Source organism: Bradyrhizobium sp. ISRA442, from assembly GCF_038085055.1.
In the GTDB taxonomy this organism is placed as follows: domain Bacteria; phylum Pseudomonadota; class Alphaproteobacteria; order Rhizobiales; family Xanthobacteraceae; genus Bradyrhizobium.
In genome coordinates this window covers 1-16555 of the sequence record NZ_JALGCN010000046.1, presented here as the reverse complement: position 1 = coordinate 16555, position 16555 = coordinate 1, and the positions used below count along the sequence as shown (strand labels likewise).

Genomic DNA, 16555 nt, shown 5'->3' with positions numbered 1-16555 from the left:
ACCTCCCCCCTTGTGGGGGAGGTGACAACGGCAAGCTCATCTCCACTGGCCGCACCGTGCAGCGCACCGGCGGCCTGCACACCCTCTACATCTCGCCGCTCAAGGCGCTCGCCGTCGACATCGCGCGCAACCTGGAGCGGCCGATTGCCGAGATGGAGCTGCCGATCAAGGTCGAGACCCGCACCGGCGATACGCCGGTGTCGCGGCGGCAGCGGCAGCGGCGCTATCCGCCGGACATCCTGCTGACGACGCCGGAGCAGCTCGCGCTCTTGCTCTCCTCCGACGACGCGCCGTTTCTATTCTCCTCCTTGAAGCGCATCGTGCTCGACGAGCTGCACGCGCTGGTGACCTCCAAGCGCGGCGATTTGTTGTCGCTTGGCCTCGCGCGGCTGTGGCGGCTCGCACCCGAGATGCGCGCGATCGGATTGTCGGCGACCGTGGCCGAGCCCGATCAACTCGCGCGCTTCCTGGTGCCGCAGCCGAGCGGCAAAGCCGAGGCCGCCGACATCGTCGTCGCCGGCGGCGCGGCGCCGCCGCTGGTCGAGATGCTGGATACGCGCGAACGGCTGCCCTGGGCCGGCCACGGCGCGCGCCATGCGCTTCCCGAGGTCTATGAGCTGATCAAGCAGAACAAGACCACGCTGGTCTTCGTCAACACCCGCAGCCAGGCCGAGATGCTATTCCAGGATCTGTGGCGCATGAACGACGACGGCCTGGCGATCGCGCTGCATCACGGTTCGCTCGACGTCGCGCAGCGTCGCAAGGTCGAGGACGCGATGTCGGCAGGACGCTTGCGCGGCGTGGTCTGCACCTCCTCGCTCGACCTCGGCGTCGACTGGGGCGATGTCGATCTCGTCGTCAATATCGGCGCGCCGAAGGGATCCTCGCGCCTGATGCAGCGCATCGGCCGCGCCAACCACCGCCTCGACGAAGCCTCGCGCGCGGTGCTGGTGCCGGCGAACCGTTTCGAAGTGCTGGAGTGCAGTGTCGCGATCGATGCCATCGCCGAGAATGCGCAGGACACGCCGCCGCTGCGCCTAGGCGCGCTCGATGTGCTGGCCCAGCACGTATTGGGTTGCGCCTGCGGCGAGCCGTTCCTCGGCGACGAGCTTTACGAGGAGGTGCGCACCGCCGCCCCTTACGCATCTCTCTCGCGCCAGGATTTCGACGATGTCGTCGATTTCGTCGCCACCGGCGGCTACGCGCTCAAGACCTATGAGCGCTTCGCCCGCATCAAGCAGGACAAGCAGGGGCGCTGGCGCGTCGCCAATCCCAAGGTGCGGCAGAGCTATCGCCTCAATGTCGGCACCATCGTCGAGGAGCCGATGCTGAAAGTGCGATTGGTGCGCTCGCGCTCCACCGGCAGCGGCTCGACCGGCGCGATCGCCCGCGGCGGCCGGGTGCTCGGCGAGATCGAGGAATATTTCATCGAGGGCCTGAGCCCCGGCGACACCTTCGTGTTCGGCGGCGAGGTGGTGCGCTACGAGGCCTTGGCGGAAGATCAGGTCTACGTCTCCCGCGCCAACGACAAGGATCCGAAGGTGCCGTCCTACATGGGCGGCAAGTTTCCGCTCTCGACCTATCTCGCCGAGCGCGTCCGCCGCCTGCTCGACGACAAGCGTGCCTGGAATGGTCTTCCCGAGCAGGTGCGCGACTGGCTGTCGCTGCAGAAGGACGTTTCGCGCGTCCCCGGCGTGCGCGAGCTCCTGGTCGAGACCTTTCCACGCGGCAGCAGGCATTACCTCATCTGCTATCCGTTCGAGGGCCGGCTCGCGCACCAGACGCTCGGCATGCTCCTGACGCGCCGCCTGGAGCGCGCCCGCGCCCGGCCGCTCGGCTTCGTCGCCAACGAATATGCGGTGGCGATCTGGGGGCTCGGCGATGCCTCCTTCATGACCCGCAACGGCCAGCTCGATCTCGATGCGCTGTTCAGTCCCGACATGTTAGGGGACGATCTCGAAGCCTGGCTCGCGGAATCGGCGCTGATGAAGCGCACCTTCCGCAACTGCGCGCTGATCTCCGGCCTGATCGAGCGCCGCTTCGCCGACGAGGACAAGAGCCGCCGCCAGGTGCTGTTCTCCACCGATCTCGTCTACGACGTCCTGCGCAAGCATCAGGCCGACCACGTCCTCCTGCGCGCCGCGCGCGCCGATGCCGCCACGGGCCTGCTCGACCTGCGTCGGCTCGGCGACATGCTCACGCGCATCCAGGGCCGTATTACCCACCGGGAACTCGATCACGTCTCCCCGCTCGCCGTCCCCGTGATGCTGGAAATCGGCCGCGAGTCGGTCTATGGCGAAGCTGCAGACGAGCTTTTGGCGGAAGCCGCCGATGAGCTGGTCAAAGAGGCGATGTCGTAGACTGCTGTAAAAATGACTTTTCGGGGCGCAACTCTCTCCACATCGTCATGGCCGGGCAAAAGCGCGGAACGCGTCTTCAATTGGAAGACCCGGGCATCCACGTCTTTGTCTCCGCGGCAAGAACGTGGATGGCCGGGACCCGGCTACGCCAAGGCTTCGCCGGGCGAGCAGGCCCGGCCATGACGGAGCACGCGGCGCTGCAAATCTCTTCAACGCGCGCTTTGGACGTAGCGGGCATCTCGCTGTACACCGATCTCTCCGGCGCGTTGTTCTGGGAAGAGCAACGCCTGCTCGTCGTCTCCGACCTGCATCTCGAAAAGGGCTCGAGTTTCGCCGCGCGCGGCGTACTGCTGCCGCCTTACGACACGGTCGCAACGCTGAGCCGACTCGCCGCCGTGGTCGCCCGCCATGATCCGCGCATCGTCATCGCGCTCGGCGACAGTTTTCACGATCGCACCGCGCATGAGCGGCTGTCGGAGGCCGATCGCGACACCGTCGCTGCGCTCCAGGCTCGACGCGACTGGATCTGGATCTCCGGCAATCACGATCCGCTGCTGCCGCGCGATCTCGGCGGCACACTTGCGGACGAAGTCGCGGTCGGGCCGATCACCTTCCGCCACGAGCCGACCGGCGCAATCGGTGAGATCGCCGGCCATCTGCATCCAAAGGCGCGCGTTTCCGCGCGCGGCCGTTCGATGGAGCGGCGCTGCTTCGCTTGTGACGGGATGCGCGCCGTGATGCCCGCCTTCGGTGCCTATGCCGGCGGCCTCAGCATCCGCGATGCCGCGTTCGCAAAGATCTTCCCGAAGAACGGCTTTGTCGCGCATCTCCTCGGCGACCGCCGCGTCCACGCCATCGCCGCGTCGCGGTGCTATTGATTGGCGATAGCCGAATCCATCTGATCTCGATCCTCTCGCCACGCGCACACTGCGCTCCCTCCCCCGCAAGGGGGGAGGGAACCTACTTTCATCGTGGTGGCAGATACGATCGTTGCAGCAGCTAAGCCGCCTTCGCCTGCACGTTATCGCAAAACTCCGCCAGCCGATCCGCGAGCCGCAGCGTCGCGGGGCTGGCGCCGGGTGAGGCCATCAGTGCCACTTCGGTCCGGTTGATCGGCGCAAACCCATCCTTCGCGGTCAGCACGCGGTGATCGGACTGGATCGCCATCTCGGACAAGATGCTCAGCCCCATCCCGGCAGCGACCGCGGCCTGGATGCCGGCGAGGCTCGATGACGTATAGGCCATGTGCCAGGGCCGGCCCGCGCTCTCCAGCGCGTGGATGGCGCCGGCGCGATAGAGGCAGCCGAGCGGAAAGCCGATCAGCGGCACGGAGGCGACGTCGGTCTTGATCGGATGGCTCTTGCTGGTGACCCAATGCACACGCTCCGGCCACACCGCGATCGCGCCCTTTTCGCCAGCCGCGCGCTTGAACAGCGCCAGATCCAGCTCGCCGCGTTCGAGATCGCGGCTAAGATTCTTGCTCTGGTCGGCGCGCACATCCAGCCGCAGGCCCGGATGCGAGCGCGAGAATGCGCCGAGCAGCTTCGCGAGCCGGTAGGCGGCAAAATCCTCGGGGATGCCGAGGCGAATTGCGCCTTCGCCATCAGGCTGGCGCAGCATGTCGCGCGCCTCCTCGGCGAGTGAGAGCAGCCGTCGCGCATAGGACAGCAGCCGCTCGCCGGCTTCGGTCGGGCGCACGTCCTTGCCGTCGCGGTGCAGGAGCGCCTGGCCGACATCTTCTTCCAAGCGCTTGATCTGCTGGCTCACGGTCGATTGCGTGCGGTGGACACGCTCGCCGGCGCGGGTGAAGCCGCCGGCCTCGACCACCGAGACGAAGCTGCGCAGGAGCTCCAGATCGAGCATGGCCGCCTCCATTCGAAAATCCACTGATCGGAAGTTAATCATTTAATTTCCAAATGACAAGCCGGGTCCCTAGATCGGGGGCTCAGGAGAATGTCATGTCCCTCGCGCCTTCAATTTCGGTCCCCCGCAGCCGCTTCAACCCGCTGCCGCTGTATATCGGTGTGTTCTGCCTGCTCTGGAGCTATGCCTTCGTCGCCGGCAAGATCGGCGTGACCCATTGCCCACCGCTGATCCTGCTCGCCGCGCGCTTCTCGCTCGCCGGCATCCTGATGCTCGGCGCAACGCTGATCCGCGGCGACGGCTGGTCGCTGTCATGGCGCGATGCCGCGATCTACGCCGTGCTCGGCATCGCCAACAACGCGCTCTATCTCGGCCTCGGCTACACCGGCCTGCAATCCGTCTCTGCAGGTCTCGGTGGTCTGATCGTCTCGGCCAATCCGGTGTTCACAGCGGCGCTGGCCGCTCTCGTCCTTGGCGAGGGCATGACCTGGCGTAAGGCCGGCGGCCTCTTGCTCGGCGTCATCGGCGTGACGCTGATCGTCTGGCACCGCCTCGCGGTCGGCACCGACAGCCTGCACGGCATCGTCTTCACGCTGGCCTCGCTGGCCTCCATCGTCGCCGGCACCATCCTGTTCAAGCTGCTCGCGCCGAAGGGAAGCTTGTGGATCGGCAACGGCATCCAGAATCTCGCCGCCGGCATCGTGCTGACGCCGGTCGCGCTGACCTTCGCCGACATCCACGCGATCGACTATACGCCGAGCCTGATCGGCGCCTTCGCCTTCCTCGTGCTCGGCGGCTCGATCCTCGCCTATCTGCTCTGGTTCCATCTCCTGAAAGTGTGCGGCGCCACCGCCGCGAGCGCGTATCATTTCCTGATGCCGCCGCTCGGCATGCTGTTCGCCTTCCTGGTGCTCGGCGAGCATGTCGAAGCGCGCGACCTCTTCGGCGTCATTCCGGTCGCGCTCGGCATCTACCTGGTGACGCGCCCGGCAGCGAAAGCAGCAGGTTAAGGAGAATCTTTCATGCCCGTATCCATCACCCTGATTGGTGGCCCGACCGCGCTGATCGAAATCGACGGCTTTCGCCTTTTGACCGACCCAACCTTCGATGCGCCCGGCGCCTACCAACTGCCGCATGTGAAGCTGGAGAAGACCATCGGGCCCGCGCTGAAGGCCGATGCGATCGGTCCGGTCGATGCCGTCCTGCTCAGCCACGACCAGCACTCGGACAATCTCGACAATTCCGGCCGCGAGTTTCTTTTCAAGGTCAAGCGCGTGCTGACGACCGAGGCCGGCGCAAAGCGCCTCGGCGGCGATGTCGAGGGCCTCGCGCCCTGGGCCACCGCGCAGTTGAGGGATGGCGACGGCAACACGCTGACGATCACCGCCACGCCCGCGCGGCACGGCCCGGCCGGCATCGAGCCGCTGTCGGGCGATGTCATCGGCTTTGTGGTGTCGTCGAGCCGCAAGGAGACGCGCCCGGTCTATATCAGCGGCGATACCACCTGGTTCGACGGCGTTGCCGAGGTCGCGCGCCGCTTCAAATGCGGCGTGGTGGTGCCCTTCGCCGGCGCTGCGCAAACGCGCGGGCCGTTCCATCTCACCATGGACACCAACGATACCATCGAGACCGCACGCGCTTTTCCCGATGCGATGATCGTCCCGGTTCACACCGAAGGCTGGGCGCATTTCCGCCAGAACAGCGAAGATCTGCGCAAGACCTTCGACGTGCTCGGCTTCGGCCCGCGGCTGCGGCTGCTCGAGCCGGGCGTGCCGACGGTGATCGAGGCGCCGTAGTCTCGGCGGTCATGCCCCGCGAAGGCGGGGCATCCGGTACGCCGCGGCTTCTCCGTATCTCACCGCCGTCTCTGGAATACTGGGTCGCCCGGTCAGGCCGGGCGACGACGAGACGAGTGAGTAGCGCTACTCAATCCTTCCTGAACACGATCGACGCCATCCATCCCGTCATCAGCGCCATGGCCGCCGTAGCGAGGCCGTAGATCAACCCGTTCTGCCGCGCGCTGGTGGCGACGAACTGCTCGAAGCCGACCTTGACGATCTCGAACGCGGTCTCCGTCTTGGTGACAAGCGCGCCGTTGGCAAACAGCTTGATCTCGACCTGATAGGTCCCGATGGGCACCTCCGCGGGCAGCGGAATGCCGGTGCGGAACAGTGTCGGCGTCAGGAACGTCACCGCGGCGGCGTCTTCGCGGTAGAGCCCGCGCTGGGTGCGCAAGCGAACGAAGGCCGAGCGGAAGGCGTCGTTCGGCACCACGTCGGCATAGTCGCCGCCGACGCGCTGCATCAGGAGCACGTTGTTGAGTCCGATCTGTTGCCGCCGCGCGATCTCGGGCGAGGTGATCTGGTCGAACGGGCGATTGGCGAACAGCGCGAGATAGCTCGGCACCTGCAGGAACTGCCGGTAGTCGGTGTTGATCCAGATGCCGAAGGTGCGCTCCTTGCGCCGCGTCACCATGTCGGCGCGCGGGCCGATCACCGTGACGACGAGATCGTAGGCGGTGCGATCGGCCGGCGTCGTGGCGTCCTTTTCGACCGAGCCGAACAGCACCAGCTCCTCGCCGGAATAGTTCGGCGTCACGGTGACGCGATGGTTGGAGACCGATACGATCAGCCGCTCGGCGCGCGCGGATGTGCCGAGCAGCAGGATGAGACACGCGGCGATCAGTGCGCGCATCATCCGTTCACCCCCAGCTCGCGGATGGTGAAGAGATCCTCGGGCCGGATCACGAGCTCAACCGCGAAGCGGATGCCGACCGAGAGGATCAGGATGCCGAGCAGCAGGCGCAATTGCTCGCCGCGAATGCGCTGGCCGGCGCGGGCGCCGAACTGCGCGCCGGTGACGCCGCCGACCATCAGGATCAGCGCCAGCACGGCGTCGACGAGATGATTGGTCACCGCGTGCAGCATGGTCGCGAACAACATGGTGACGAGGGTGAGAATCATCGAGGTCCCGATCACCGTCGAGGTCGGCACCCGCAAGAGGTAGATCATGATCGGCACCAGGATGAAGCCGCCGCCGATGCCCATGATGGCGCCGATGAAGCCAATCCCGATGCCGACGACCACCACCGGGATCACCGAGAGATAGATCTTCGAGCGCTTGAACCGCATCTTCAGCGGCAGGCCGTGGATCCAGTTGTGGGTCCGCCGCGGCGGCACGGCACCGCGCCGCGTCCGCATCAGGGCGCGCAGGCCTTCCGAGAACATCACGCTGCCGACCGTGGTGAGCAGCACGACGTAGGACAGAGCGATCATCAGGTCGAGCTGGCCGAGCGCGCGAAGCTGGGTGAACGTCCACACGCCGAGCGCAGTGCCGGTCACGCCGCCGCATAGCAGGACGGTCGCAAGGGCGGGATCGATCGCGCGTCGCCGCCAATAGGTGATCGCGCCGGAAAACGAGGAGGCCGCGATGTGGCTCGCGACGGAAGCGACCGCGACCGCGGGCGTGATGCCGATGAAGATCAGAAGCGGCGTCATCAGGAAGCCGCCGCCGATGCCGAACATGCCTGAGACGAAGCCGACCGCGGCGCCCATCGCCAGCACCAGGAAGACATTGACCGGAAGATCGGCAATCGGAAGGTAGAGTTGCATCGGTCCCAGGCTCCGGCGAGGCGGATCGATTTCGCGGAATGCTCGCGGGAGGGCGGAACGATTGCCGCGTCCCTCAATAGCCGAATTCGTCGCCGTACGGGACCATGAATCGACCCAACTGCGGCGTTTTTGGCCGCGGGCGGATCAGGAGCTCAGGCGTTCTGAATGATCGGGATTGAGGGTTGAGAGTTGGCTGATTCGGTGCGAGCCGAGGATTCCGACCGCCTCTCCCCTGCGGAGTGAGGTGAGGGCCAACTTCTGCGCTGTCATGCCCCGGCTTGCCGCCTTCGCTAAAGCTTCGGCGGCCGAGCACCCTTGTGGTCGGACGTAGCCTTGGCGGAGCCGGGATCGGGGCATCCAGTAAGCCGCGGCTTCTCCGTATCCCGCCGACGTCTCTGGAATACTGGGTCGCCCGGTCAAGCCGGGCGACGACAAGAGGAGACAGCGTGCTACCAATGATCGTGGTTCAACCGCGAAGGAAGCGTCCGCGGTGAACGAGAATGGATCAGTGCGCGGCCGAGGCCGAGCGCCTGGCCGCCATCAGCTTCGGCGCAGGCTTGGTGTTCGCCTGCGCGGCACTGTCCCAGCCGCCTGCGGGCGCGGCGACGTTGACGGCGTCGTCGGGCTGCGGTTCGGCGCTGAAGGTCTGGATCGCGAGCTTGGCGGCCGCGAGCGATTGCGGGTCGAGGCGTTTGGCGACGTCGTCGCGCTTGCCCGCCGCATCCGCGTCACCCTGGGCCGCAGCCAGGCTGAACCATTTGTAGGACTCGGCGAGGTTCTGTTCGACGCCGATGCCGCGGGCATAGAGGATGCCGAGGTTGAACTGGCTGTCGGCGACGCCGCGGTCGGCAGCTTTCCGGAACCACTGTGCCGCGCTCTTGTAGTTGGCGCCGCGTCCGCCGCCGTCGGCGTCGAGCACCGCGAGATTGTGCATCGCCTTGGCGTTGCCGCGCTCGGCGGCCTGCGTGTAGTAGCGGCGGGCGATGTCGGCGTCCCTCTTCACGCCGAGGCCCTTTTCGTAGAGCGTACCGAGGCGGAAGGTCGCAGGCACCACGCCGGCCTGCGCCGCGCGGTCGTACCATTTGGCGGCTTCGTCGTAGTTCGTCGCGACGCCCTTGCCTTCGGCGAAGCGGACGCCGATCTCGTAGGCCGCGGTCGCGTCGCCCTTCATCGCGGCGGCGCGCAAGCCGGGACCGCCGATGCCGTCAGGCAGTTTCTCGCTCGGCGGTACCTGGACCAGGCCAAGCCGCGCGCGGCTCGCCATCGGAATCGCGCCGGTGACGTCGTTGCTCGCCGCGGGCGGGGGCGGCGCGGCAGCAGGCGCGGGCGGAATCTCGACCGAGGCCGTGCTGCCCGAACCCATCGCGGGCACTGGGGCGGCAGTGTTCTGCGATTGCCGGCCGATCGGCGTCGGCGAGGTCATCGACGGCGTGATCTGCTCGGGAGCGGCAGGCTTGCTCTCGCTGGGCGGCGGCGGAGCGGCCATCGGCTGCGGCGCGGGCGCGCTCGACGTATTCTCCATCGCTTGCGGCGCGGGCGCACTGCTGCCATCCAGGAGGCTCATTGCCATCTTGAAGGTGCCGAGCACGATCACGACCACGCTCGCGCCGACCAGCAGCGAACGGATCTTCGAGGTGATCGTCGACGCGCCGTCCTTGCCCTTGGCGCGGCCCGCGGTGGCCGCCTTGGCGCCGCGGCCGCTCTTCTCGGGCTGTGCGGCGGCGGCCTGCGCGGCGCGGCGGGCGGCCGCGATGAAGCTCGACGATGACACCGGCTCCTTCGGCGCGGCGGGAATTTCGCTGATCGCGCTTTCGGACGCGGCAATGCGTTCCGATGGCGTGCCGACGCGCCCGTTCGGACGCGTGCCCGGCTCGAGCGGATGATCCGGCGGCAGTTCAGGCGCGATTGCGGCGCGTGCCGGCACCGTGTGCGGTTCCAGGATCTCGCTGATCGCGCGCGGCGGAATCGGCGGGGCCATCGGCACCGGCGGCGCGGCCGGGGTGGCGGCATGGAATTCGCGCGGTGCAGCCGCAAATGCGGCGTGCGCCGCTTGCGCGGCGGCCGGGTTCGGTAGCTCGGGCTTCGGATCGGATTTGGGCTGGCTTTCCGGCCGCGGCTCGCGCGCCATGGGGGCGGGCTCGATCGCAGCGGCCGTCGGCGTCGGAGCCGCCATCGGCATCGGCTGCGGTGCGGGCGGCGCGGCGCGCACCGCGCGCAGATCGCCCTCGATCATGGCAAGGCGGTCGACGACGTGGCCGAGCGTGTTGTGCACGGCCTCGAGCGAATCCTGGGTGTGGCGGGTGGTCTCGGCCTGGCTGAAGCGGATGTCGGAGAGCTCGCGCTTGACGAGCTCGACCATGCCGGAATCGGACGGCGGCGCCGAGCTGCGGCTTTCGGCAAGCGCAGCGTAAGTCGCCTGCTGCCGCTCCAGATGTCGCAGGATGTCGTGCAGCCCGTCCTCGACGCGGCTCAAATTGCCGCCGCGCGGATCGGAGGCGGCCTCGATCCGCTCCAGCAGATACGAGACGCGCTGTTCGAGATGCGCGAAGGTCGATGCGGAGTCGCCGCCGACCTGCATGCGGTCGAAACGGTCCGACAGCGCCCGGATCGCGGCTTCCAGATGTTCGGTGCTCTCGCTCGCGACCGGCCGCTCGCGCGTTTCCAGCGCGGCGGTGAGCGCGGCAATGCGTTGCTCCAGCACGGCGAAGCTGTCGCTGTGGCCGGAGGCGCGGGTGATCTGGTCGACCTTGGACGACAGGAGCTGCACGTCATCGGAGAGCCGTGCCAGCGCCTCGTTGGACGCCACGTTGGAGACGATGGCGCGCAGAGCCGAGATCGCGTCTTCGAGCTGGCGCACCGTCGACGGATCGTCGTTGGCGCGCAGGATCAGGTCGAGCTTGGCGCCGAGATTGCGGATCGCCTCGTCATAGCCGGTGAGCTGTTCGGCCGGCGTCAGCGTGCGCAGCACCTGCTTGATCTCGGACAGCGCGCGTTCGATGCCGGCGAGCATCTGGCCGTCGGTGCCGGACGAGCGAGTCTCGTCGATGCGACGGTGCAAGGAGCGGATCTCGTTCTCGATCGATTCGATCGCGCGGCGCGGCATCGCCTCGGTGATGGCGTGGCGGATCTCCGCGAGCTCGTTGCGGAAGGCCGAGATCGACTGCTCGATGTGATCGGGACGCTGCAGCGACTCGATCTGGCTGGTGATCTTGAGCAGATGGCGTTCGAGCGCGGAAAAATCCGGCCCCGGCGGTGGCGGCGGCGCCATCGGTGCGATGGGCGCAGCCATGGGCGCGATCGAGGGGGCCGCGCGCGGCGGCATCTGCCGCGATACGAAACCGTCAAGCTCGCTCTGTCGCGCCGTGATCTCGGCGACCGCGACGTCGAGCGAGGCGGGGCTCAGGGGTGGCGAGCTCCGATAGACCTGCGCTGCCGCGCGTTCGACCGCATCGGCCTGGCGCTGGCGCGGGTCGACCGCTGGGGTGCGTGGCGGTTGAGGCTGCTGCGGCTGTTGAGGGCGCGAGATCTGCGAGAGCCGCGCATCGAGGCGCGAGATCGCGTCGTTGAGTTGGCGCGCAACGCCCTGCTCGCGCGAGACGTCGCTGCGCGGCGCGGGTCTTGAAATCCGTTCGATCTGCTGGGTGATCGCGTCGAGCCGCTGATGGATGTCGGCGACCTCGCGACTTTCCTGACTCGGCGCCTGCGGACGCTGCTGGTCGTAAGGTCCGCGGAAGTTCGGCGGGGCAACGTCGCCGAGGGTGGAGTTCAGCCAATCGTTGAGTGACATGCCGGCGCGGCGCGCAGCGGCCTCGGCCCGCTCCCTGACGGATGGATCGATGCCGTCAACACTCCACGATACGCGCGAATTCATGACTCTGTCCGGTTCCGACTCCGGCGCCCCACCCGGCGCCTCCAGCCTTCCCACGCGTGCCGGTTGCAAAGACAATCGAATTCGGCGCGGGTCGTCTGCCTCGAAAACCGACTTTTTCCTGTCAGGGTAAATAACGGGTTAAGGAATGGAGAACCGGTGTCTTAAAGTTGGGCGGCGGGGAACTGGAGATGGTGCGTTGGGACTCGCTGTGCCCGCCACATCAACCGGTGTCATGCCCCGCGAAAGCGGGGCATCCAGTACGCCGCGGCTTCTCGGCTCTAGCTGCGCGGCCTCTGGAATACTGGATCGCCCGCCCCAGTGCGCAATTGCGCACAAGGCGGGCGATGACAGTGGAGTGGTGGCGGCGGCGTCGCGTAGCGGCTTAAGACCTCAGCCCTTGCCCTCGCGCTTGCCATCCTCCAGCGGCACCACTGTGGCTTTGCCGCTCATCGCCGACAGCGTCTCGAGTGCCTCCTCGCAGAAGTCGGCTACCATCTGCTCGTGCCGCGCGCCGAGGCGGAGCAGGAGCAGGTTGCCGATGTCGAGCCTGCCCGACGCCGATCCCTCCGGAAAACGCTTCTGCAGAATCCGCTCATAGTTCGCGTGGCGGTCGCGGTGATGCTCCAGGCGCGCCATCAGGTCGGTGCGCAGGGGCTCGATGTCGACGCTGTCGAGCGCGTGGAGGCGGACCAGGAGATCATCCTTGATCGAGGGCGGTGTGCTCGGCCGCGCGGCCCAGTGCCGCAGCGCTGTTCTGCCTTCGGGAGCGAGCGTATAGATCAGCTTGTTGGGCTTGCCGGATTGCACGACCTCGCGGCCCTGGATGTAGCCGCGGTCGCGCAGCTTGGAGAGCTCGCGATAGATCTGCTGGTGGTCGGCCTTCCAGAAGAAGCCGATCGAGGAGTCGAATGTCTTGGCGAGCTCGTAGCCCGTCATCGGACGTTCCGTCAGGCATGCGAGGATTGCGTCGCCCAGCGCCATGACATCGGCTCCTTAAGAAGTCCCGACCAATTGACTTGACTTTATGCACATCGATGCATATGCGTCAATGTGCATATGACGCAGGCTGGTTGCCCGCCGGCGTTGGCCTTTGCGCTACTTTGCATGGGGTTGTTTTCGCGTTTTTTGTTGCCAAGGCCTTTTGGCAAGGGAGGCACCTGACAATGACCGGCCTCGACTCTTGGTACGGCTACATGAAGTCCCAAGATCGCGCTGAAGCCCGCGCCGCGCTCTGGGACCTGCTCCATCCCGACGCCGTCTTCGAAAGCCCGGTCGTGCACGCGCCGCAGCGCGGGCGCGACATCACCTTCAAATACCTGTCCAGCGCCGAGAAGGTGCTCGGCGGTCCGGGCTTCACCTATGTCGGTGAATGGAAGAGTGCCAATGGCGCCGTGCTCGAATTCAAGACCATGATCGACGGCATCGAGATCAACGGCGTCGACATCATCACCTTCGACGCTGACGGCCGCATCACCCATTTCAAGGTGATGGTGCGTCCGCTCAAGGCCATCAACATGCTGCATCGCCTGATGGCGGAGCAACTCGCCACCCAATCATGACACTGCCCCGAGGTTGCAGAACCCGCTAAGCTCGCGGGCAAGCACTGCGCCGCAGGGAATTAAAGAGAATTCCACCACTGAACGGCCCCATGCCGGGAGAACGCCATGCCGATCTATAAAGCCCCCGTCGAAGACGTGAACTTCCTCCTCAACGACGTCTTCCAGATCGACCGCTACGACAATCTGCCGGGCTTCTCCGATGCATCGAGCGACGTGCGCGAGGCGATCTTGGGCGAGGCCGCCAAGCTCGCCGAAGAGGTGCTGCAGCCGCTCAACCGCGTCGGCGATCTCCAGGGCTGCAAGCGCGCTGACGACGGCAGCGTCACCACGCCGAAGGGATTTAAAGAGGCGTTCAAGCAGGTCGCCGAGGGCGGCTGGCTCGGCCTGTCGGCGCCGCAGGAGTTCGGCGGCCAGGGCCTGCCGGTGACGCTGAGCCAGGCGGTCAACGAATTCCAGATCTCCGCCAACATGGCGTTCTCGATGTATGGCGGCCTCACCATGGGTGCGACCGCGGCGCTCCTCGTGCACGGCACGCCGGAGCAGAAGAAGACCTACGTGCCGAAGATGGTCGCGGGCGAATGGACCGGCACCATGAACCTCACCGAGCCGCATTGCGGTACCGATCTCGGCATGCTCCGCACCAAGGCGGTGCGCCAGAGCGACGGCAGCTTCAAGATCACGGGCACCAAGATCTTCATCTCGGCCGGGGAGCACGACTTAGCCTCCAACATCATCCACCTCGTGCTCGCCCGCATCGAGGGCGCGCCTGCCGGCATCAAGGGTGTCTCGCTGTTCGTGGTGCCGAAATTCCTGGTCAATGCCGATGGCTCAGTCGGCGCGCGCAATGGCGTGGTCTGCGGCTCAATCGAGCACAAGATGGGCATCCACGGCAATTCCACCTGCGTGATGAACTACGACAACGCCACCGGCTGGCTGATCGGCGAAGAGAACAAGGGCATGCAGGGCATGTTCGTGATGATGAACGAGGCCCGCCTCGGCGTCGCCGTGCAGGGCCTTGCACAGTCCGAGGTCGCCTACCAGAACGCCGTCGCCTATGCGCGCGAGCGCATCCAGGGCCGCTCGCTCACCGGCGCCAAGGCGCCGGACAAGCCGGCCGATCCGATCATCGTGCATCCCGACGTGCGCCGCACGCTGTTGTCCATCCGCGCTTTCAACGAGGCCGCGCGCGCCTTCGTGATCTGGACCGCGCTGAAGAGCGACGTCGCCCATCGCTCCGAAGACCCCAAGGACCGCCAGGCCGCCGACGATCACATGGGCCTGATGACGCCGGTGCTGAAGGGTTTTCTCACCGATTACGGCTTCGCCAACGCGGTGCAGGCGCAGCAGATGTACGGCGGTCACGGCTACATCGCCGAGCAGGGCATGGAGCAGTTCGTGCGCGATGCGCGCATCGCCATGATCTACGAAGGCGCCAACGGCATCCAGGCGCTCGATCTCGTCGGCCGCAAGCTGCCACGCGACGGCGGCCGCGCCATCATGGCATTCTTCGGCGAGGTGATGGCTTTCGCCAAGGAGAATGGCGGCGACGAGGCGCTGAAGCCCTATGTCGCGCCGCTGTCGACCGCGCTCGGCCATCTCCAGCAGGCCACCACCTGGCTGATGCAGAACGCGATGATGAAGCCCGACAATGCCGGCGCCGCTGCGACCGACTATCTGCATCTCTTCGGCTTCGTCGCGCTCGGCTACATGTGGGCGCGGATGGCCAAGGTGACCCAGGCCAAGATTGCCGCGGGCGGTCCCACGCCCTATCTGTCGACCAAGCTCGTCACCGGCCGCTTCTTCATGGAGCGGATGCTGCCGGAGACCGCGGCCAATCTCGCGCGCATCCAGTCCGGCTGCGCCACCATCATGGAGCTGCCGGCGGAAGCGTTCTGACGTCCGCTGCCTGCTCCCAACGACTGTCGGATTCCGAATTCATATCAGGAGGGCGTCATGCCTGAGGCATTCATCTACGACCACGTTCGCACCCCGCGCGGCCGCGGCAAGCCGGACGGCGCGCTGCATGAGGTGACGGCGCTCGCGCTCGCCGCCGTGCCGCTGAAGGCGCTGAAGGAGCGCAACAACCTGCCGGAGGATTCCGTCGACGACGTGGTGCTCGGCGTGGTCGATCCCGTCGGCGAAGCCGGCAGCGACATCGCGCGCTTTGCGGCGCTGAAGGCCGGCCTCGGCGAGGCCGTGCCCGGCGTGCAGATCAGCCGCTTCTGCGCCTCCGGCCTCGATGCCGTGAATTTCGCCGCCGCGCAGATCATGAGTGGTCAGCATGACCTCGTGATCGGCGGCGGCGCCGAATCGATGAGCCGCGTCGGCATCGGCGCCTCCGGCGGCGCCTGGCCGATGGATCCGTCGATGGCGGTGCCGGCCTACTTCATGCCGCAGGGCGTCTCGGCCGACCTGATCGCCACGAAGTACGGCTTCTCGCGCGACGACGTCGATGCCTATGCGGTGCAGAGCCAGCAGCGCGCCGGCAAGGCCTGGGACGAAGGCCGCTTCAACAAGTCTGTGGTGCCGGTGAAGGACATCAACGGCCTCACCATCCTGGCCAAGGACGAGCACATGCGTCCCTCGACCACGATGCAGTCGCTGGCGCAGCTCCAGCCGTCCTTCACGATGGTTGCGCAGATGGGCGGCTTCGATGGCGTCGCGCTGCAGTCGCACCCGGAGATCGAGCGCGTCAACTACGTGCATCACGCAGGCAATTCCTCGGGCATCGTCGACGGCGCCGGCGCGGTCCTGCTTGGCAGCAAGGAAGCGGGCAGCAAGTACGGCATGAAGCCGCGTGCGAAGATCCGCGCCTTCGCCAATATCGGCTCAGAGCCCGCGATGATGCTGACCGGCCCGGTCGACGTCACCGAAAAGCTGTTTGCGCGCTCGGGCATGAAGACGTCGGACATCGACCTGTTCGAGCTCAACGAGGCCTTCGCCTCGGTGGTGCTGCGCTACATCCAGGCCTTCGACATCGACAACGCCAAGATCAACGTCAATGGCGGCGCCATCGCGCTCGGCCATCCCCTCGGCGCCACCGGCGCGATGATCCTGGGCACCGTGCTCGACGAGCTCGAGCGCACCAACAAGTCCACCGCGCTGGTGACGCTGTGCATCGGCGGCGGCATGGGCACCGCGACGATCATCGAGCGGGTCTGATTTCTTACCCTCTCCCCTTGTGGGAGAGGGTGGCGCGAACACGCGAAGCGGGTTCGAGCCGGGTGAGGGGTCTGTCTCCGCGGATGCAGACCCCTCACCCCCTCGCTTCGCTCGGACCCTCTCCCACAA

Annotated in this window: 12 protein-coding genes; 7 read left to right on the top strand and 5 right to left on the bottom strand. The window is 66.8% G+C overall.

Annotation, left to right across the window (positions count from 1 at the left end):
* Together MTR72_RS39860 and pdeM are read left to right on the top strand one after the other, a co-directional pair.
* The coding region (locus MTR72_RS39860; protein WP_341512310.1) for a ligase-associated DNA damage response DEXH box helicase at window positions 1-2360 on the top strand (2360 nt) is incomplete at its 5' end.
* Window positions 2361-2539: 179 nt separating this feature from the next.
* On the top strand, window positions 2540-3238 hold the full coding sequence (pdeM, locus tag MTR72_RS39855; protein WP_280967048.1) for a ligase-associated DNA damage response endonuclease PdeM: 699 nt from the start codon (window positions 2540-2542) through the stop codon (window positions 3236-3238).
* A 121-nt stretch (window positions 3239-3359) separates the two neighbouring features.
* Here the strand turns inward: pdeM and MTR72_RS39850 are convergent, their stop codons facing one another.
* Window positions 3360-4223 (bottom strand): LysR family transcriptional regulator, encoded by an 864-nt coding sequence (locus MTR72_RS39850; RefSeq protein WP_280967047.1) that lies wholly within the window; start codon window positions 4221-4223, stop codon window positions 3360-3362.
* A 95-nt stretch (window positions 4224-4318) separates the two neighbouring features.
* Here MTR72_RS39850 and MTR72_RS39845 point away from each other — a divergent pair, with 95 nt between their 5' ends.
* Window positions 4319-5233, top strand: coding sequence for a DMT family transporter (locus MTR72_RS39845; protein ID WP_280967046.1), 915 nt, complete (start codon window positions 4319-4321; stop codon window positions 5231-5233).
* A 12-nt stretch (window positions 5234-5245) separates the two neighbouring features.
* Window positions 5246-6019 (top strand): MBL fold metallo-hydrolase, encoded by a 774-nt coding sequence (locus MTR72_RS39840; RefSeq protein ID WP_280967045.1) that lies wholly within the window; start codon window positions 5246-5248, stop codon window positions 6017-6019.
* A 130-nt stretch (window positions 6020-6149) separates the two neighbouring features.
* On the opposite strand, the gene MTR72_RS39835 is transcribed toward MTR72_RS39840, so the two are convergent.
* The 4 genes from MTR72_RS39835 to MTR72_RS39820 all read right to left on the bottom strand — a co-directional run bounded on the left by MTR72_RS39835 (window position 6150) and on the right by MTR72_RS39820 (window position 12686).
* Entirely contained in the window at window positions 6150-6920 is a 771-nt protein-coding gene (locus tag MTR72_RS39835; RefSeq protein WP_280967044.1) for a TIGR02186 family protein, read from the bottom strand.
* Complete coding sequence (locus MTR72_RS39830) at window positions 6917-7834, bottom strand: sulfite exporter TauE/SafE family protein (RefSeq protein ID WP_280967043.1); 918 nt, start codon at window positions 7832-7834, stop codon at window positions 6917-6919. The genes MTR72_RS39835 and MTR72_RS39830 overlap by 4 nt, the downstream gene beginning before the upstream one ends.
* A gap of 505 nt (window positions 7835-8339) precedes the next feature.
* Window positions 8340-11705 carry a tetratricopeptide repeat protein gene (locus MTR72_RS39825; RefSeq protein ID WP_280967042.1) on the bottom strand — a complete coding sequence of 1122 codons (3366 nt, stop codon included), beginning with the start codon at window positions 11703-11705 and terminating at the stop codon, window positions 8340-8342.
* Window positions 11706-12095: 390 nt separating this feature from the next.
* Complete coding sequence (locus MTR72_RS39820) at window positions 12096-12686, bottom strand: PadR family transcriptional regulator (RefSeq protein ID WP_280967041.1); 591 nt, start codon at window positions 12684-12686, stop codon at window positions 12096-12098.
* Between the two features lie 182 nt (window positions 12687-12868).
* On the opposite strand from MTR72_RS39820, the gene MTR72_RS39815 reads away from it, so the two are divergent.
* From MTR72_RS39815 to MTR72_RS39805, 3 genes are all read left to right on the top strand, one after another.
* Window positions 12869-13264 (top strand): nuclear transport factor 2 family protein, encoded by a 396-nt coding sequence (locus MTR72_RS39815; RefSeq protein ID WP_280967040.1) that lies wholly within the window; start codon window positions 12869-12871, stop codon window positions 13262-13264.
* A 105-nt stretch (window positions 13265-13369) separates the two neighbouring features.
* The gene (locus MTR72_RS39810) at window positions 13370-15160 is read left to right on the top strand and encodes an acyl-CoA dehydrogenase C-terminal domain-containing protein (protein ID WP_280967038.1); all 1791 of its coding nucleotides are present in this window, start codon (window positions 13370-13372) and stop codon (window positions 15158-15160) included.
* Window positions 15161-15217: 57 nt separating this feature from the next.
* On the top strand, window positions 15218-16426 hold the full coding sequence (locus MTR72_RS39805; protein ID WP_280967037.1) for an acetyl-CoA C-acetyltransferase: 1209 nt from the start codon (window positions 15218-15220) through the stop codon (window positions 16424-16426).
* The last annotated feature ends 129 nt before the right edge of the window (window positions 16427-16555 follow it).

What these genes read in the sequence shown, in the direction of transcription:
- pdeM (WP_280967048.1), top strand. Translation starts at nt 2,540, where the DNA reads ATGACGGAGCACGCGGCGCTGCAAATCTCTTCAACGCGCGCTTTGGAC.
- MTR72_RS39850 (WP_280967047.1), bottom strand. Translation starts at nt 4,223, where the DNA reads ATGCTCGATCTGGAGCTCCTGCGCAGCTTCGTCTCGGTGGTCGAGGCC.
- MTR72_RS39845 (WP_280967046.1), top strand. Translation starts at nt 4,319, where the DNA reads ATGTCCCTCGCGCCTTCAATTTCGGTCCCCCGCAGCCGCTTCAACCCG.
- MTR72_RS39840 (WP_280967045.1), top strand. Translation starts at nt 5,246, where the DNA reads ATGCCCGTATCCATCACCCTGATTGGTGGCCCGACCGCGCTGATCGAA.
- MTR72_RS39835 (WP_280967044.1), bottom strand. Translation starts at nt 6,920, where the DNA reads ATGATGCGCGCACTGATCGCCGCGTGTCTCATCCTGCTGCTCGGCACA.
- MTR72_RS39830 (WP_280967043.1), bottom strand. Translation starts at nt 7,834, where the DNA reads ATGCAACTCTACCTTCCGATTGCCGATCTTCCGGTCAATGTCTTCCTG.
- MTR72_RS39825 (WP_280967042.1), bottom strand. Translation starts at nt 11,705, where the DNA reads ATGAATTCGCGCGTATCGTGGAGTGTTGACGGCATCGATCCATCCGTC.
- MTR72_RS39820 (WP_280967041.1), bottom strand. Translation starts at nt 12,686, where the DNA reads ATGGCGCTGGGCGACGCAATCCTCGCATGCCTGACGGAACGTCCGATG.
- MTR72_RS39815 (WP_280967040.1), top strand. Translation starts at nt 12,869, where the DNA reads ATGACCGGCCTCGACTCTTGGTACGGCTACATGAAGTCCCAAGATCGC.
- MTR72_RS39810 (WP_280967038.1), top strand. Translation starts at nt 13,370, where the DNA reads ATGCCGATCTATAAAGCCCCCGTCGAAGACGTGAACTTCCTCCTCAAC.
- MTR72_RS39805 (WP_280967037.1), top strand. Translation starts at nt 15,218, where the DNA reads ATGCCTGAGGCATTCATCTACGACCACGTTCGCACCCCGCGCGGCCGC.